The sequence below is a fragment of the Pseudomonas sp. B6002 genome (assembly GCF_013385985.1).
GTDB lineage: Bacteria > Pseudomonadota > Gammaproteobacteria > Pseudomonadales > Pseudomonadaceae > Aquipseudomonas.
The window spans coordinates 486,584-502,962 of sequence record NZ_JACAOY010000012.1; the positions used below are offsets into that span (position 1 = coordinate 486,584).

General features: G+C 59.6%; 13 protein-coding genes. 1 reads left to right on the plus strand and 12 read right to left on the minus strand.

Annotated features, from left to right (window positions below; genetic code table 11):
• Positions 1-105: 105 nt before the first annotated feature.
• From HX792_RS18275 to HX792_RS18285, 3 genes are read right to left on the minus strand one after another with little or no spacing between them, the layout of a single operon-like run.
• Positions 106-3,171 (minus strand): efflux RND transporter permease subunit, encoded by a 3,066-nt coding sequence (locus tag HX792_RS18275; RefSeq protein WP_176997378.1) that lies wholly within the window; start codon positions 3,169-3,171, stop codon positions 106-108.
• Positions 3,168-4,238 (minus strand): efflux RND transporter periplasmic adaptor subunit, encoded by a 1,071-nt coding sequence (locus HX792_RS18280; protein ID WP_176997379.1) that lies wholly within the window; start codon positions 4,236-4,238, stop codon positions 3,168-3,170. The genes HX792_RS18275 and HX792_RS18280 overlap by 4 nt, the downstream gene beginning before the upstream one ends.
• Positions 4,235-5,317: an efflux RND transporter periplasmic adaptor subunit gene (locus HX792_RS18285; protein WP_176997380.1), complete on the minus strand. Its 1,083-nt coding sequence runs from the start codon at positions 5,315-5,317 to the stop codon at positions 4,235-4,237. Before HX792_RS18285 ends, HX792_RS18280 begins: the two co-directional genes overlap by 4 nt.
• 121 nt (positions 5,318-5,438) lie before the next feature.
• On the opposite strand from HX792_RS18285, the gene HX792_RS18290 reads away from it, so the two are divergent.
• Positions 5,439-6,599: an AAA family ATPase gene (locus tag HX792_RS18290; RefSeq protein ID WP_176997381.1), complete on the plus strand. Its 1,161-nt coding sequence runs from the start codon at positions 5,439-5,441 to the stop codon at positions 6,597-6,599.
• Positions 6,600-6,733: 134 nt separating this feature from the next.
• Here the strand turns inward: HX792_RS18290 and HX792_RS18295 are convergent, their stop codons facing one another.
• From HX792_RS18295 to HX792_RS18335, 9 genes are all read right to left on the minus strand, one after another.
• Entirely contained in the window at positions 6,734-7,588 is an 855-nt protein-coding gene (locus HX792_RS18295; RefSeq protein WP_176997382.1) for a transporter substrate-binding domain-containing protein, read from the minus strand.
• Positions 7,585-8,361, minus strand: coding sequence for an amino acid ABC transporter ATP-binding protein (locus HX792_RS18300; RefSeq protein WP_176997383.1), 777 nt, complete (start codon positions 8,359-8,361; stop codon positions 7,585-7,587). Before HX792_RS18300 ends, HX792_RS18295 begins: the two co-directional genes overlap by 4 nt.
• Positions 8,358-9,017: an amino acid ABC transporter permease gene (locus HX792_RS18305; RefSeq protein WP_176997384.1), complete on the minus strand. Its 660-nt coding sequence runs from the start codon at positions 9,015-9,017 to the stop codon at positions 8,358-8,360. Before HX792_RS18305 ends, HX792_RS18300 begins: the two co-directional genes overlap by 4 nt.
• On the minus strand, positions 8,998-9,663 hold the full coding sequence (locus HX792_RS18310; RefSeq protein ID WP_176997385.1) for an amino acid ABC transporter permease: 666 nt from the start codon (positions 9,661-9,663) through the stop codon (positions 8,998-9,000). The genes HX792_RS18305 and HX792_RS18310 overlap by 20 nt, the downstream gene beginning before the upstream one ends.
• A gap of 489 nt (positions 9,664-10,152) precedes the next feature.
• Positions 10,153-10,935, minus strand: coding sequence for a MetQ/NlpA family ABC transporter substrate-binding protein (locus HX792_RS18315; RefSeq protein WP_016970653.1), 783 nt, complete (start codon positions 10,933-10,935; stop codon positions 10,153-10,155).
• A gap of 235 nt (positions 10,936-11,170) precedes the next feature.
• The gene (locus HX792_RS18320) at positions 11,171-12,082 is read right to left on the minus strand and encodes a sigma 54-interacting transcriptional regulator (RefSeq protein WP_176997386.1); all 912 of its coding nucleotides are present in this window, start codon (positions 12,080-12,082) and stop codon (positions 11,171-11,173) included.
• 50 nt (positions 12,083-12,132) lie between these two features.
• A complete protein-coding gene (locus HX792_RS18325) occupies positions 12,133-12,714 on the minus strand; it encodes an alpha/beta hydrolase (RefSeq protein ID WP_176997387.1) in 582 nt (193 codons plus the stop codon).
• 195 nt (positions 12,715-12,909) lie between these two features.
• Complete coding sequence (locus tag HX792_RS18330; protein WP_176997388.1) at positions 12,910-15,771, minus strand: glycosyltransferase family 32 protein; 2,862 nt, start codon at positions 15,769-15,771, stop codon at positions 12,910-12,912.
• Between the two features lie 205 nt (positions 15,772-15,976).
• Positions 15,977-16,378 carry a biopolymer transporter ExbD gene (locus HX792_RS18335; protein ID WP_060755558.1) on the minus strand — a complete coding sequence of 134 codons (402 nt, stop codon included), beginning with the start codon at positions 16,376-16,378 and terminating at the stop codon, positions 15,977-15,979.
• Between the last annotated feature and the right edge of the window lies 1 nt (position 16,379).

The window sequence follows — 16,379 nt, forward strand, 5'->3', positions numbered from 1 at the left end:
TGTGGGAGCTGCGGTGCGACGATTCGACTTGCCTGCGATAGCGGTGGGTCAGCCACTCATTCACTGACGGGCACCGCTATCACAGGCAAGCCAGCTCCCACAGGTTTAACCGCGTTTTCCCTGTTGATCCTGCTTCGGTTCGCGGATCTTGTACCAGGCCACGTACAGCGCCGGCAGGAACAACAGGGTCAGCAACGTGGCGATGATGATCCCACCAATCATCGCGTAGGCCATCGGCCCCCAGAACACTTCACGGGCGATGGGGATCATGCCCAGGCTCGCGGCCGCTGCGGTGAGCAGGATCGGCCTGCGCCGGTGCTCGGTGGCTTCCACCACCGCATCCCACGGCGTGTAGCCGGCCAATTCGTACTCGTGGATCTGCGTCACCAGGATCACCGAGTTGCGGATGATGATGCCGATCAGCGCCAGGATGCCCAGGATCGCCACGAAGCCCATGGGCGTGCCCGTGGGAATCAGCGCCAGCACCACGCCGATCAAGCCTAGCGGCGCAACGCTGGCTACCAGGAACATCTTCTGCACGCTGTGCAGCTGGATCATCAGGAAGGTCGCCATCAGGAACAGCATCAGCGGCACCACCTTGGCAATCGGCCCCTGGGCCTTGCCGCTTTCTTCCACGGTGCCACCGGTGGCGACCTTGTAGCCCACCGGCAAGCCGGCGCTGAATTGCTCGATGGTCGGCGCCAGTTGCTTCACCAGGTCGGTCGGCTGCATCTCGTCGCGCACCGAGGCCTTGATGGTGATGGTCGGCTTGCGGTCGCGACGCCACACCAGCGGCTGCTCCAGCTCGTACCGCACGGTGGCAAACGCCAGCAGCGGAATCGACGTGCCATTGGGCGTGACGATCTGCAGGTTCTGCAGGGTTTCCGGGGTGCCGCGCTCGGCATCTTCGGCGCGGCCGACCACGTTGATCAGGTAGATGTCGTCGTGCACCTGGGTCACCGAGGCGCCGCTGACCACGCTGTTCATCAACTGCGCCACGTCTTCCGACGACAATCCCAGTTGCCGCGCTTTGTCCTGGGCGATGTCCACGCGCAGCACTTTGCCCGGCTCGTTCCAGTCGTAGATGATCTCGCCCAAGTGGGTGTTTTTATCCAGCAGGGTCGCCAGCTCGATGGCGTGCTTGCGCACCTGATCGATGTCTTTGCCCGACACGCGATACTGGATCGGCCGCCCCACAGGCGGGCCCATTTCCAGTGGCTGCACGTAACTGCCGATGCCGACGAAGTCATCACGCAGGCGTTTTTGCAGGCGCTTGATCAACTCGCCGCGTTCTTCCAGGCCCTTGCTCACGATCACCAGCTGCGCGTAGTAAGGGTTTTCCAGTTGCTGGTCGAGGGGCAGGTAGAAACGGATCGCGCCCTGGCCTATGTAGGTGCTCCAGCGGGCAATGTCCGGGTCGTCCTTGATGATCGCTTCCAGGCGGTCGACGGCTTTGCGCGTCTCGTTGATCGAGGCATTTTGCGGCAGGTTCAGGTCGACGAGGATTTCCGGGCGGTCGGATGACGGGAAGAACTGGTTCTGCACGAACTGCATCGAGAACACCGACGCCACGAACAACGCCACCGTGATACCAATGGCCCACCAGCGGTTGCGCATCGCCCAGAGCATGCCGCCGTTGAACGCGCGGCCAATCCGCCCCGGCTCGGCATCGTGGGATTTCACATTGGCACTGAGGATGTGCACGCCGATCACCGGCGCGAACAGCACCGCCACCACCCAAGACACCAGCATCGCCACGGCAATCACCGCGAACAGGGTGAAGGTGTATTCGCCCGCCGAACTGGCGTTGAGGCCAATCGGCACAAAGCCGGCCACGGTCACCAGCGTACCGGTGAGCATCGGGAACGCCGTGGACGTGTAGGCGTAGGTCGCCGCCTGTTCCTTGGTTTCGCCTTTCTCCAGGCGCGTGATCATCATCTCCACGGTGATCATCGCGTCGTCCACCAACAGGCCGAGGGCGATGATCAACGCGCCGAGCGACACCCGCTGCATGGTGATGCCGCTGTACTCCATGAACACGAACACCAGCGCCAGCACCAGTGGGATCGAGCACGCCACCACCAACCCTGCGCGCATGCCGAGGCTGATGAAGCTCACCACCAGCACGATGATCACCGCTTCAAACAGCGCGCTGGTAAAGCCACCGACGGCCTCTTCCACCACTTCCGCCTGGTCGGACACCTTGTGCACGCCCACACCCACCGGCAGGTCGGCGGTCAGCTCGTCCATGCGTTCATGCAGGGCCTTGCCGAACGACTGGATATTGCCGCCCTTCTGCATGGCAATCGCCAGGCCGATGGCCGGTTTGCCGTTGAAACGGAACATCGGCCGCGCCGGGTCGACGTAGCCACGGCTGATCTCGGCGACGTCCGCCAGGCGATAGAAGCGATCGTTGAGCCGCAGGTTGACGTTGGCCAGGTCTTTCTCCGAGGCAAACTGCCCCGAGGTGCGCACCGAAATCCGCTCCGGCCCGGCCTCGATCACCCCGGCCGGCGTGACCGCGTTCTGCGATTGCAGGCTCTGCACGACTTGGCGCTGGTCGATCCCCAAGGCGGCGAGTTTGCGCGTGGAGAAGTTCAGGTAAATCACTTCATCCTGCTGGCCGATCATCTCGACTTTGCCCAGCCCCGGCACCGAACGGATCTCGGCGCGCACCTGCTCCACGTAGTCGCGCAACTGGCGCATCGTCAGGCCGTCGCCGGTGAACGCGTACACCGAGCCGAATACGTCACCGAACTCATCGTTGAACGAAGGCCCCTGCAGACCCTGGGGGAAGGTGCCGCGAATGTCGTCGATTTTCTTGTGCACCAGGTACCAGATATGGGGGATGTCCTTGGCGCTGGTGGTGTCCTTCAAGAACACGAACACCGTGGACTCACCCGGCCGGGTGTAGCTTTTCACGTAGTCGAGGGCGTCGAGTTCCTCGAGTTTTTTCTCGATGCGGTCGGTGACCTGCTTGAGGGTTTCTTCCTGGGTCGCGCCCGGCCAGCGGGTCTGGATCACCATGGTCTTGATGGTGAACGAGGGGTCTTCCTCGCGGCCCAGGTTCATGTAGGAGAACACGCCCATCAGCAGCGCGACGAACATCAGGTACCAGACGAAGGACTGATGCTTGAGGGCCCAGTCGGATAAGTTGAAGCTCCCTTTCATCGCGGGCTGTCCTCGTCGATTTTGACTTTTTGCCCGGGCCTCAGGCTGTTCACGCCAGCGGTGACAATGCGCTCGCCGGGTTTGACGCCGCCGTTGAGCACGGCGCTGGCGCTGTCGCGGCTGACGACGGTGACGTCACGCGGTTGCACGGTCTGGCTTTGGGTGTCGAGCAGCCAGATGCGCGTCTTGCCGTCGACCTCCTGCAAGGCGCTCAGGGGCAATTCGATTCGCGGCGCGATGGCGGTGCTCAGGGTCACGCTGATCGCCGTGCCCAGGCGGAACGCAGGCGGTGTCTCGGCCAGGGTCAAGCGCGCGCGACGGGTGCGCGTGGCGCTTTGGGCCTGGGGCTCGATCTCGCGCACGATGGCGGTGGTGTGCACGTTGGGGTCGAGCTGCTCGGCGACCATGAACACCACGTCGGGCGGCAGGCGCTCAGCCAGCCCGGCCGGCAGGTCGATCACCGCTTCCTTGATGTCCGGACGGGCCAGGGTCACCACTTGCTGGCCGGCGCTGACCACCTGGCCGGCCTCGGCATTCCAGGCGGTGACGATACCGGCGTGATCGGTGCGCAGCTCGGCGTAATTCAGTTGGTCCTTGGCTTGGTTGACCGAGGCCTGGGCCTGATCGAGGGAGGCCTGGGTGGTTTTCAGGTCGGTCTGAGCTACGTCCAGCTGGGCCTGGGCGCCGACGCCACGGTTGAACAGCTCTTGCTGGCGACGGGCGTTGGCCTGGGCGTTGATGAACTGCGCCTGCACTCGGGCCAGGTCGCCCTGGGCGGCGCGCAACTGATTTTGCTGGTCGGTGGGGTCGAGCACCGCGAGCAAGGCGCCCTTCTCCACTTCGGCGCCCACATCCACGGCGCGGCGGGCGATACGGCCTGGCACACGGAAACCCAGGTTGCTCTCGTAGCGCGCCTGGATGGTACCGGCGAAGCGGCCGAGGTTTTCCTGGTCTTCGGCTTTCACTTCCATGGACAGCACCGGACGCACGGGCTCCGGTGGCGCCTCTTCCTTGGAGCACGCGGCCAGCAGCAGGCTGGCGGCGAGTACCGCCGTCAGGCGCTTCATGGCTGGACTCCTTGCTGCGCGATCTCAACCACCATGCCGGGGTGCAGCAACTGCCCGCCCGCCACCACGACCTTTTCGCCGCCTTTGAGCCCGTCGCCAATGATCACTTTGCCGGTGAGGTAGCGCGCTACCGTGACCTTGTGCAATTGCGCCTTGCCGTCGCCGTCGATCAGCCACACGGCAGGTTCGTTGAGGTCTTTGGTGAGCGCTGCCCAAGGCAGTTCGATGCTGGGTTTGGCCGGGCCATTGGCCGTGGCGCTGACCACCGAGCCCAGCTCCATGCCCTTGGGCAGCGCTTGCAGGGCAATCTTCACTTGCACGGTGCCGGTGTTGGCGGCCACGGCAGGCGTGACCTCACGCACTTTGCCCACGGCCTTGATGCTGGGGTTCTCCAGCAGGCTGACGGTGATCGGTGCGTCGGGTGGCGGCTCTACCAACAGCGACTCATACACGTTGAACACCGCATCGCGCTCGCCGTCCTGGGCCAGGCTGAAAATTGGCACGGTGGCCTGCACCACCTGGCCCACTTCGGCCTGGCGCGCGGTAATCACACCGGGCGCATCGGCGATCAAGGCGGTGTAGCCGAGTTGTTCGCGGGCGTTGGCCAATTGGGCCTGGGCGGCGGCCAGCGCACTTTGGCTGCTGCGCAATGCAGCCTGGGCGGCGTCATATTCACTGCGGCTGGTGTAGCCCTTGGGCAGCAGTTTTTCCTGGCGCACAAAGGCGGCGGCCGTCTGTTTGACCCGCGCCTGCTCGGCCACGACCTGGGCCTGGGCGGAGTCGACGTTGGTCTGCAAATCCTTGGGATCGAGCTTGGCCAGCACTTGCTTGGCGCTCACGCGGTCGCCCACGTCCACCATGCGCTGGATGATCTTGCCGCCAACGCGAAAGGACAGGTCGGTCTGTACCCGGGCCTGGACGTCACCCGTGAGGGTCACCGCCGCGGCAAAATCCGCCGGCTGCACGGTTTGCACAAACACCCGGGAATGGGCCTTGGGCTCGGCCTTTTCCTGGCCACAGCCGCTCAACAGCGTCAGTAGGCCAAGTCCGAAGATCAATGTGGAAGTACGACCGCCCATGCAGGCTCCTTATGCGTGATGCCGACGTGCCAGTGTGTATGCGACTGTGAGCTTAGATCAGGGTTCCTTATCTGCATGGAGGATCCCATACTCGGGGGGTTCCCAAACCGATTAAATCCCCATGCTGAAAACCCTCGCGGTGGCCAATTACCGCTCGATCAATAAATTGGTGGTACCCCTGGACCGGCTCAACCTGGTCACCGGCCCCAATGGCAGCGGCAAGTCCAACTTGTACCGTGCCCTGCGCCTGCTGGCCGAAACTGCCCAGGGCGGGGTGATCAATGCATTGGCCCGTGAGGGCGGGCTGGACTCCACCTTCTGGGCCGGGCCGGAAAACATCAGCCGGCGCATGCGCAACGGCGAGGTGCCGATCGAGTCCACCGTGCGCCAAGGCGTCAAACGCCTGCGGTTGGGGTTTGCCGGGGATGATTTCAGCTATGCGATATCGTTGGGGCTACCTGAACCCAGCAGGTCATTTTTCTCCCTCGACCCGGAAGTGAAGAAGGAATGCATCTGGGCCGGCCACCTCTACCGGCCAGCCAGCCTGCTGGTGCAGCGTTCCGGCCCCATGGTGCGCGCGCGCGACGGTCGAAGTTGGGATGTGCTGGCCCAGCACACCCCCAACTATCACAGCCTGTTCGATCAGGTCGGCAGCCTGCGCGGCTCGCCGGAGGTGTTGCTGCTGCGCGAAAGCATCCGTGGCTGGCGTTTTTATGATCACTTTCGCAGCGATGCGGACGCCCCGGTACGCCAGCCACAACTGGGCACACGCACGCCGGTGTTGCATCACGACGGGCGCGACCTGGCGGCCGCCTTGCAGACGATCCGCGAGATTGGCGACCCCGAGGCGCTGCAGCGGGCCGTCAGCGATGCATTCCCCGGCGCGCGCTTGAACATCCAGCCGTTGCAGGGGGGGCGTTTTGCGATTGAGTTCTATCAGGAAGGCTTGCTGCGGCCGTTGTCGGCGGCGGAGTTGTCGGACGGGACCTTGCGTTACTTGCTGCTGATCGCGGCGCTGCTGACGCCGCGGCCGCCGACCATGATGGTGTTGAACGAGCCGGAAACCAGCTTGCATCCGGACCTGCTGCCGGCGTTGGCGCGCCTGATCATCCAAGCCTCGAATCACTGCCAGGTGTGGGTGGTGTCCCATGCCAGTCGCCTGATTGCGGCGCTGCAGCAGGATGAGGGGTGCAATTCGATAGTGTTGGAGAAGGTGTTGGGGGAGACCCAGATCGTTGGGCAGGGGATTCTGGATGCGCCGGCGTGGCATTGGCCGGAATAGTCATCGCCTGCAAGGGCCTCTTCGCGGGCAAGCCCGCTCCCACATTCGACCGTGTTCCACCTGCGGAATGCGAACAACTGTGGGAGCTGGCTTGCCTGCGATAGCGGTAGATCAGCCACTCAATAACTGACTGATCAACCCTGCCACTTACCGCCTTCAACAATCACACTCTCAGGCTTGGTGTCATCGCTCAGCTCTTTGCGCACATATTGGTCATACAGCTTGAGCAGGAACTTCTCTTCACCCAGCTTTGCCAACTCGGCATTCACCCAGTCACGCAGTTCGGTGTTGCCCTTCTTCACGGCTGGCGCGATCGGCGCTTCATCGCCGAGTTTCTGTTCCAGCACACGGTAGCCCGGGTTCTGCTTGGCCCAGCTGAACAGCACCAGGTTGTCCTGGGCATAGGCATCGCCACGACCGGCCGACAGCGCTTGCAGCGATTCGGAGTTTTTCTCGAACTTCAGTAATTTCCAGTCCGGGTGGTTCTTGGTCAGCCAGATATCAGCGGTAGTGCCGGTGGTGACGATGGTGGTGCGGGTGGCCAGGTCATCCAGGCTTTTCACCGCGCTGTCGTTCGGCACCAGGGCCTGCACCGCGACTTTCAGGTTGGGGTTGGTGAAGTCCACCGCTTCCTTGCGCTCGGGCGTCACAGTCATGTTGGCGAGGATCAAATCGACCTTGTCGCTCTGCAGGAACGGAATGCGGCTCGCCGGTTCCACCGCAACGAACTCGACCTTGTTCTCATCGCCCAGCAGGTCCTTGGCGAATTGGCGGCCGATGTCGGTATCAAACCCGACGTAGCGGCCCGCCTCGTTCACAAAACCGAACGGTGGTTTGTCCGTGAAGACGCCGACGATCAGTTTGTCGCGTGCCTTGATCTTGTCGAGGTAGCTCGCCGCAGCGGCAGCCGGTTTGGCAGGCTCTTCGGCCTTTTTATCGCAGCCGGCCAGCAGTGCGACGGCAAACAGTGGCAGCAGTAACTTTTTCATATCAGCTCCAGTTCCTTGGTTTTCTTCGGCAGTGTTGAAACAAAGGAGAACTTCTCCAGGAACTGCTGCGCGCGTGCGGTCTGCGGGTTCGTAAAGAATGCCTCGGGGGTGTTGTGTTCGAGGATGCGCCCGGCCTCCATGAAGACCACGCGGTCGGCGACGGCGCGGGCAAAGGCCATTTCGTGGGTGACGATCAGCAAGGTCATGCCATCGCGGGCCAGGCCCTGGATCACCTCCAGCACTTCCTTGACCATTTCCGGGTCGAGGGCGGCGGTGACCTCGTCAAACAGCATGACCTGAGGGTTCATGCACAACGAACGCACGATGGCGATGCGTTGCTGCTGACCACCGGAGAGCTGGCGCGGGAAGGCGTCGCGCTTGTCGGCCAGGCCCACGCGCTCCAGCAGCTTTTCGGCCTGTTCACGGGCTTCGCGGGGGTCGCGCTTCTGCACTTTCAGCGGGCCGAGCAGGATGTTGTCGAGCACGCTCATGTGCGGGAACAGGTGGTAGCTCTGGAACACCATGCCGATGTCCTGGCGCACTTGGCGCCAGTCGGTTTTTTTATCCAGCAGCTCATTGCCGGCAAAGCGCAGGCTGCCGCTGTGGGCCACTTCCAGGCCGTTGAGGCAACGCAGCAGGGTGCTTTTGCCACAGCCGCTGGGGCCGAGGATCACCACCACTTCGCCGCTCTGCACGCGCAGGTCAATGCCCTTGAGCACCTGCGCCTCGCCGAAGAATTTGTTGAAACCCTGGAACTCGATCAATGCGCTCATGCTTGGGCCCAGCGCCGTTCCAGCACCTTGGAGGCGGCCGACAACGGGTAGCAGATAAAGAAGAAAAACAGGAACAGCACGCCGTAGATCAGGACCGACTCATAGGTGCGTTCGATGATTTGCTGGCCAACCTTGATCACATCCACCACGCCGATCAGCACCGCCAGGGAGCTGGTCTTGATAATGCGCGTGTAGACGTTAATGGTCGGCGGGGTCATGCGCTTGAGGGCCTGGGGCAGCAGCACATAGCCGTAGAGTTGTGGGTCGGACAGGCCAATCGACAAGCCCGCCTCACGCTGGCCACGGGGCAGCGAATGCAACGCGCCACGCACCACTTCACCGACTTCACTGGCGCCCCACAGCGACAGCACCAGCACTGCGCACCAGAAGCTCGGGATGCTCAACCCGAAGAAAATCGGCAGGCCAAAAAACAGCAGGTACAACCACACCAGTACCGGGATCGCACGGAACAGCTCCAGGTATACCCGCAACACGGCGTTGATCAGCCGGTTGTTCAAGGTGCGCAGCACGCCGTACAACACGCCGCCGACGGTGCTGAAGGCGATGCTCAGCAACGAAATCGACAGGGTTTGCGCAGCGCCCTTGCCCAGTTGTGGCAACGACACCCACAGCAACTCAAGACCCGAACTGGCCATGCTGGAGCCTCCTTTCCAGGCGGCTGAGCAGCAGCGACAACGGCAAGAACAGCAACACGCAAATCAGCGTCAGCACGGCAAGCATTTCGTAAGTCTTGTAGTAGAGGGCGATGTAGCTTTTGGTGGTGTAGAGAATCTCGGGCACCGCCACGGCAGAGACCACGGTGGTTTCCTTGAGCAGAAAGATGAAATTGGCGAAGAGGGCCGGCAGGCTGAGGATGCCGGCCTGGGGCAGGATCACGTGGCGCAGCAGTTGCCAGTCCGACAGGCCAATGGACTTGCCCGACTCGATCTGCGCCAGCGGCACCGCTTCCACGCCCGCGCGCAATACTTCGGTGAGGTAGGCGCCGCCGAGGAAAGTCATGGTAATGATCGCCGCCCAGAACCCGGAAATATTGAACCCCAGGGCCGGCAGCGCGAAGTAGACGAAAAACAGTTGGATCAGCAGCGGCGTGTTACGCGCCAGCTCTACGTACAGCGCCACCAGGCGCGACACGTAGGGCGTGCGAAACACCAGCAGCGCGGCGTTGATCAGCGCCACCAGCAGGGAGGTGGCAATGGCGATCAAGCCCACTTGCAGCGTCACCCCCACGGCTTTGAGAAACGCCGGCAAGGTGCTGAGGATAAAAGCGAAATCGAAGGTCATTGGCAGTCCATGACGCCGCAGGGGTAATGCAGCGAGCGCAATCCAGGCCGACGTGGGTAACGTCGGGTAGCGCGAACTTTAAAGGTATAAAAATCAAAATTTAAATACCCAAAAAGCATATTGATATCACCCAAAAAGATAACCCCCGGATTCGCGGGTTTGACAGGTGGCAGCTATGGTCTTGGGGTCGCAGGAAAGCCGTTTCGAGGGAATGAACCATGAACGAAGCGAAACCGATTGATCCGCAGGAACTGGTGAAGTGGTTGGTGGCGCTACGCAGGGCCATCAACAGCCGTGTTGCATAACCCCTTGTAGGAGCCGGCTTGCCGGCGATGGCGGCCTATCCGCTACAGATGTTTCAACTGACCGACCGCAATCGCCGGCAAGCCGGCTCCTACAGGGTTTGATTGCATTTCAAATGCCCAATAAAAAACGCCGACGCTGAAAAAGCCGTCGGCGTTGAAACCTTGAAGGGGGTTTTGGGTTACATCAGAACGCCGGCACGACTGCGCCGTTGTACTTCTTCTCGATGAAGGCTTTGACTTCCGGGCTGGTCAGGGCCTTGGACAGTTTCTGGATAGCGTCGCTGTCCTTGTTGTCCGGGCGAGCCACCAGGAAGTTCACGTACGGCGACTTGGCGTCTTCGATGATCAGCGCGTCCTTGGCTGGGTTCAAACCGGCCTCCAGGGCGTAGTTGGTGTTGATCAGGTCCAGGTCAACCTGGTCCAGCACGCGTGGCAGCAGGGCCGATTCCAGCTCCTTGAATTTCAGGTGCTTGGGGTTGTCCTTGATGTCTTTTGGCGTAGCCAGAGCATTGCTCGGGTCTTTCAGGGTGATCACACCGGCCTTCTGCAGCAGCAACAGGGCACGGCCACTGTTGGAACCTTCGTTGGGAATGGCAACGGTGGCGCCGTCTTTGAGTTCAGAGATGTTCTTGATCTTTTTCGAGTAGCCGCCGAACGGTTCAACGTGCACGCCGACCACGGTCACCAGGTTGGTGCCTTTGCCCTTGTTGAAGTTTTCCAGGTACGGCAGGGTCTGGAAGTAGTTGGCGTCCAGACGCTTCTCGGCCACTTGCACGTTAGGCTGCACGTAGTCGGTGAAGACCTTGATTTCCAGGTCCACGCCTTCTTTGGCCAGGGTTGGCTTGACCAGCTCGAGGATCTCCGCGTGCGGGATCGGGGTGGCAGCCACCACCAGCTTCTCGTTGGCCTGGGCGAAGCTTGCAGTCAGGGCAGCCGCCAGTGCGGTAAACAACAGAACCTTTTTCATGCAGTGTCCTTATCGAAATTCCGGGGCGTCTCTGACGACCGTTTTTATAGGGCGTGCCAGCGAAATGCTATCGCGGCGTGGGAGTGACAATACCTAGATTTTTTATTCCCGAACAATATCTTTTATTCACGTTGATATTCCATTTTGTTCATACACAACGTTCACACCAACCACTGTAGGAGCCGGCTTGCCGGCGATGGGGCCCTCAAGACTGCTATCGCCGGCAAGCCGGCTCCTACAAGGAAGCGAGGTAGGATTTGAGGGCCTGGAGGTCAGCGGGGCTCGCTGCCTCGACAATCCGCTGCACCTGTTCCAAAGGTGAGCCCGCCGCCGGCAAGTTCAAATGCTCGGGCAAGATCTCGTCGCCACTGCTCACCAGCAACGCAAAGTGAATAACGTTTTCCAGCTCACGGGTATTGCCCGGCCAGCTGTGGTGTTCCAGCACGCGCTGGGCGGCTTCGCTGATCAGCGGCACCGGCAGGTCCAGGCGCTGGCTGTAGATGCCGAGGAAGTATTCGGCCAGGGACAGGATGTCACCAATGCGCTCACGCAAGGCCGGCAGTTCCAGCTGGCCCTCGCTCAGGTAATGGAACAACCGCTCATGAAACTTGCCCGCCGCCACGGCCTGGGCCAGGTCGATGCTGGTGGCGGCCACCAGGCGCACGTCCACCGGGCTGGGCTGATGGGCGCCGACGCGGGTGACTTCGTGGTTCTCAAGCGCGGCGAGCAACTTGACCTGGATCGGCAACGGCAAGTCGCCGATCTCATCCAGGTATAGGGTGCCGCCATTGGCCGAACCAAACCACCCAGCGCGGCTGCTGGCCGCGCCACTGTGGCTGCCGGCGGCATAGCCGAACAACTCGGCGTCCGCATAAGTGGGGCTGATCGCACCGCAATTGACCGACACAAACAAACCGCCGCGATCACTGCCACGGTGGATATGCCGTGCCAGCAGTTCTTTACCACTGCCGGTCTCGCCACGAATCAACACAGGCAAGGCGCGTGGGGCGAGGCTTTCGAGGTCTTCGCGCAGTTGGCGCGAGCGTGGGTCGACAAACACCAAGGCCTTGGCGCGGATGCTCAGCGGGCTTTTTTCGGCGTCGGGGAAGGTCAGCAAGGGCTGGCCGTAGGTTTCATGCAGACTCATGGCAGGCTCCCGCCCCAGATCCACTCAAGGGACGGGGCGTTGAAAAATGTTCAGGCAGTACGCCGGGCGTGGTGCTCAAGGCGGTGTTGCAGGCGATAGAGGTAGGCGAAGCCCTGCTCCCAGCGCTGGTGGCCGGATTTCACATTGATGTGGCCAGCACCCGAGAGGATGCCGGCTTCGGCGCCCCAGTTACGCGCCAGCTCCAGGGCCCGGGGGGCACTGACGGCGCTGTCGTTGTCGGAACTGACCACTTGGCTGGGGAACGGCAACAGGTCGGTGGGAATCGGCGCAAAGTTGCGCAGGGCGGGAGCACAGGCCGGGCGTTCGACATCGGCGGGCGCCACCAGCAAGGCGCCGCGCACCTGACGCAGAAACTGCACCGGCGCGGTAGCGGCCCAATGCGCCACGGTGATGCAACCCAGGCTATGGGCGATGAGGATCACCGGCGTGCTGTCAGCCGCGATGGCCTCGGCCAGCGCCGCCACCCAGTCTTCGCGACGGGGCGTCAGCCAATCGGCCTGCTCCACGCGCGCACTGTTGGGCAGGCTGTTCTGCCAATGGCTTTGCCAATGATCTTCTGGCGATCCTTGCCAGCCCGGCACGATCAGGTAACGAATCAACTCGCTGTGCATGGGTGTGCCCTCCTGCAGCGTTTAACGTTGCTGACCAGTATAGGGACGAGGTTTATATTCGTTAAGGAATAAGAAGCTATTTATTAATAACCAAAGTGCAGATTATTCGCTCGAACTCACCCTCGCGGGTCAATTCATCAACCCCCCGATACATCGCGTCGGGGGGCGAGAACGTGGTCGGCTATGTGCGCTCACTCAGCGGGAATGGCGCATAGAATGCTCCGCGCCAATGTCGGCCCGAAATTTCTCCCACATTGACTGGTAGTACTCTTGCGCCTGTTTCAACTGCTGGCTGTAGGCATCGGGCGCTATCAAACTTCCTTTGAGCACGTCGGCTAAATCGTCAAGAACAGGAAAAAGGCCATACTTTTCTTTTTTCATGACGTCATTAAAAGCCACCGGGCCTGTCACCTCAAAGACTTTCTTCTCGTAAACCTTGTACACATCCAAGTCGGATGCGCTGGAATGTTCTCCGATAAAAGGTCGGTTTGCATCCAACCACTCTTTGTTGTTCCTAAAGCGTCGATGCATTTCTTCCAACACCTTGTCGAACACCGGATTATCCGCGTGGCTTGCAAAATTACTGGTATTAAAACCGTAAAAGTCCGCCGCCGCGTACGTGACGGGAGAGTTCATCAATACATCATTTGACGCCGCCTTCAGGGAAACTTCGCCCACCGGGACAGTAAGCGCGTCATCCGTGTCCATATAAATGCCGCCGTAACGCTTCATTAACGCCACACGCATCACATCCGACGAGGCGGCAAGGTTCTGTGTTTTACCTGATCGAAAGTATTGGTACATCTCGCCATATTGACCGGCATTAAACTCACGAAAACCCTCATCGGCGTTCAGGTCCTGAACTTCCAGGCCACCTACTTTGTGATCCAGCGCTTCTTTCACCTTGAGGAAAGTTGCTTGATCATTGGCATCGACATGCACAATTGATTTATAACCCGGACTCTTTCGAGCATTTTCAGCAATATTGTTTACGAGGTGCTCGGGCATTTCATTGCCTGCCCAAAAATAATGGATCGTCTTGGGCACTTCTGTTGGGTTCAATGGCAACAGGGGTAGTTCCGGTAACTTTACGACCCGGTGACTCACCGAAGCCACTCTCTTTGCACTGTTGGCTATCAGTTGCTCTCGCGTACCTGACAACCATGGCCCTGTACCCTCACGCCAATGAAAGACATCAGTGACTTCTCCGTGGAAGGTCAGGCCACGCCATGCCTCGGCTTGCAAATCATAAACAACGGGTGATGAGTACCCATTCAAATCTATGGAGCCCGTTGTCCCTTTAGCGCTAATGACACCATCCAGGGGAATCTTAAACTCTCGAAACGGCGCGGGCGGCGAGACCGGACTCATTGGGTATCCAATCTGACCATTAATACGTTGAGGCAACTTAAAGAAGGGTCGGACTTGCTCACTGGCTTGCCCGGTATGTTCCGCAACTTCACCTTCCGGTTTCAACGCTCTTGCAAGCGAACCTGCGCCATGGGTAACCAACGGCGGCACAGCATTCAATACGCCAAATACAATGCGATCCGTTCCCTTGGATTTTCCTCTGGCCACATCAACAATGCCGATTCCCATCTCAGTAGCTCCCGCAGCCAGGTAGAACGCGTCCAGCGCCAGCGCTACCTCTGGCATGACAAGCGCCAGGGGGGTCATAAACAGCGCGACTTTAGCGGCCTCCTCAATGCCTTCGGTTATTTTGGTCTTTGTATAATCACGATCACTGACAATCGCACTATCTGCATCCGAAAAGGACCTAGCCTTTTGACGGGTCATGATTTGCTGAAACGGATCTCCGCTCAACGGATCGACCGTGATGTATCGCCCAGGTGACCAATCATTGAGTTTGGAGAGGCTAAAGCCCTGCTTGCCCTGGGCATCGGACCAAGCGCCCAACCCCTGCAGGGATTGATACACGCCATCGGAAAAAGACTTGTCCGCTTGGTCTTCAAGAGAAAAATGCGTCATAAGCGCTGCACGTTTTACCGGGTCAGCCGCCTGTTTGGCCAGCCACCGCCGCATTTGCTCCGGGTTATCAAAACGATGCAGGGGGGAAGAGTTACCGGGTATATGTAACAACGTCAACTGGGTTTTCTTGTCCGTCACACTCATCAAATCAGTAGACGTCATACCGTTTACGCTAAGCAGGCCGACATTAAGGTTCGGGTCCTGCAACGTACACCGAGTAAAATCCTGAGCGCTCAGTTCAGTCCATGGTTTTTGCGCAAACGGCCCGATAACGCGCAGGGCCAGCTTTGTCTCTTCCTCGCCCAGTGTTCCTTCAAGGCTCTGCAGCTTAACGGCTTTGACAAACGAAATTTTGCTCAAGGCCGCATAGGACTCGGTCTGCTTGCCCCAAAAAGCGGTGAGTGTATTTTTGTATAATTGGGTCCGATCAGTATCCCAAACAAGTGCCTTAAAGTCTGCTACAGGTATGTCGAGCCGTGTCGAAGCACTGTAAGGCGAGTCAGTGTAAGACGCAGGCTGGCGATAAATACCTTGCTCAGCGTGCGATGACTCAATAGCCTCTGCTACTTTATTGTAAGAAAACACCAGAGGTGAGAAGTACTGACCCACTTTTTGAAACCAGCTATTATTATTTTCAATAGGCACGCCCTGGCTATTATTTAGAGCTGCCTGAGTCAACGTGACTTTTTCTACCACACTCTTTTCATTGCGCTCACCGTCTTTAAAGGTGACCAAGAATGTCTTATCCGGATCTACCTCCATCTTCCAACGGTGCTTTAACTCACTCGATAATATTTTCGCCATCTCTTTTTCGGGCGTCATGAAGTCCGAGGCATGCGCGTTGAGGTAGCGATCTATGCGATCATTTTTTCCTAACACCGACCGGTCGATGAGCGGATTACTGTCGAGTGGGGATTTTTCACCGCTTGCACTCACTGAGTCGTTGGAGGATTCACCAGAATATATTGCGCAGGCAGGCGGAGTTGAAGCAGAGCCTTCAGGATTTTTACTATTCGGCAATGAATGCGTCACGAAACTTACAACGTCAACAGGAAAACGAATTGCCATAAACCTCTCCGTCAGTTCAATAGTTTGTACCCCACTAGAAATAATTAAACTACGCACATATTGCACGCCCGGAAACATTAGAAAACAAGAGCAAATTTTACAACAGGATTATTTTACAACGAGACACTTATATACCTCTATACACCAAAAAAAAGGCCGCACCCTGCCAAGGAGACGGCCAAAAAAGTGTCGAGGCTTTTGCAAATCAACGCGCGGTAATCACCGACAGCTTGGTAATGCCCGCGCGTTCGATCGACGCCATGGCTCGCGCCACTTCGCCGTAGTTCACTCCATCGTCAGCCTGCAGTTGCACCCGCACATCGGGGTCCTTGGCCTTGGCCGCCTGCAGGTTGAATTCCAGCAGGTCCGGCTGGATTTCGTCCTTGTTGATAAACAGTTTGCCGGCGCCGTCGATGCTCACCACCAGCGGGTCTTTCTGCTCCACCGGGGCCACGGCCTGGGTCTTGGGCAGGTTGATCGGAATCGCGTTGGTCAACAGCGGCGCGGTGACGATAAACACCACCAGCAGCACCAGCATCACGTCCACCAGGGGCGTCACGTTGATCTCGCTCAGCACCTCATCACTGTCTTGCGTGGAGAAGGCCATC

What these genes read in the sequence shown, in the direction of transcription:
- HX792_RS18275 (WP_176997378.1), bottom strand. Translation starts at nt 3,171, where the DNA reads ATGAAAGGGAGCTTCAACTTATCCGACTGGGCCCTCAAGCATCAGTCC.
- HX792_RS18280 (WP_176997379.1), bottom strand. Translation starts at nt 4,238, where the DNA reads ATGAAGCGCCTGACGGCGGTACTCGCCGCCAGCCTGCTGCTGGCCGCG.
- HX792_RS18285 (WP_176997380.1), bottom strand. Translation starts at nt 5,317, where the DNA reads ATGGGCGGTCGTACTTCCACATTGATCTTCGGACTTGGCCTACTGACG.
- HX792_RS18290 (WP_176997381.1), top strand. Translation starts at nt 5,439, where the DNA reads ATGCTGAAAACCCTCGCGGTGGCCAATTACCGCTCGATCAATAAATTG.
- HX792_RS18295 (WP_176997382.1), bottom strand. Translation starts at nt 7,588, where the DNA reads ATGAAAAAGTTACTGCTGCCACTGTTTGCCGTCGCACTGCTGGCCGGC.
- HX792_RS18300 (WP_176997383.1), bottom strand. Translation starts at nt 8,361, where the DNA reads ATGAGCGCATTGATCGAGTTCCAGGGTTTCAACAAATTCTTCGGCGAG.
- HX792_RS18305 (WP_176997384.1), bottom strand. Translation starts at nt 9,017, where the DNA reads ATGGCCAGTTCGGGTCTTGAGTTGCTGTGGGTGTCGTTGCCACAACTG.
- HX792_RS18310 (WP_176997385.1), bottom strand. Translation starts at nt 9,663, where the DNA reads ATGACCTTCGATTTCGCTTTTATCCTCAGCACCTTGCCGGCGTTTCTC.
- HX792_RS18315 (WP_016970653.1), bottom strand. Translation starts at nt 10,935, where the DNA reads ATGAAAAAGGTTCTGTTGTTTACCGCACTGGCGGCTGCCCTGACTGCA.
- HX792_RS18320 (WP_176997386.1), bottom strand. Translation starts at nt 12,082, where the DNA reads ATGAGTCTGCATGAAACCTACGGCCAGCCCTTGCTGACCTTCCCCGAC.
- HX792_RS18325 (WP_176997387.1), bottom strand. Translation starts at nt 12,714, where the DNA reads ATGCACAGCGAGTTGATTCGTTACCTGATCGTGCCGGGCTGGCAAGGA.
- HX792_RS18330 (WP_176997388.1), bottom strand. Translation starts at nt 15,771, where the DNA reads ATGGCAATTCGTTTTCCTGTTGACGTTGTAAGTTTCGTGACGCATTCA.
- HX792_RS18335 (WP_060755558.1), bottom strand. Translation starts at nt 16,378, where the DNA reads ATGGCCTTCTCCACGCAAGACAGTGATGAGGTGCTGAGCGAGATCAAC.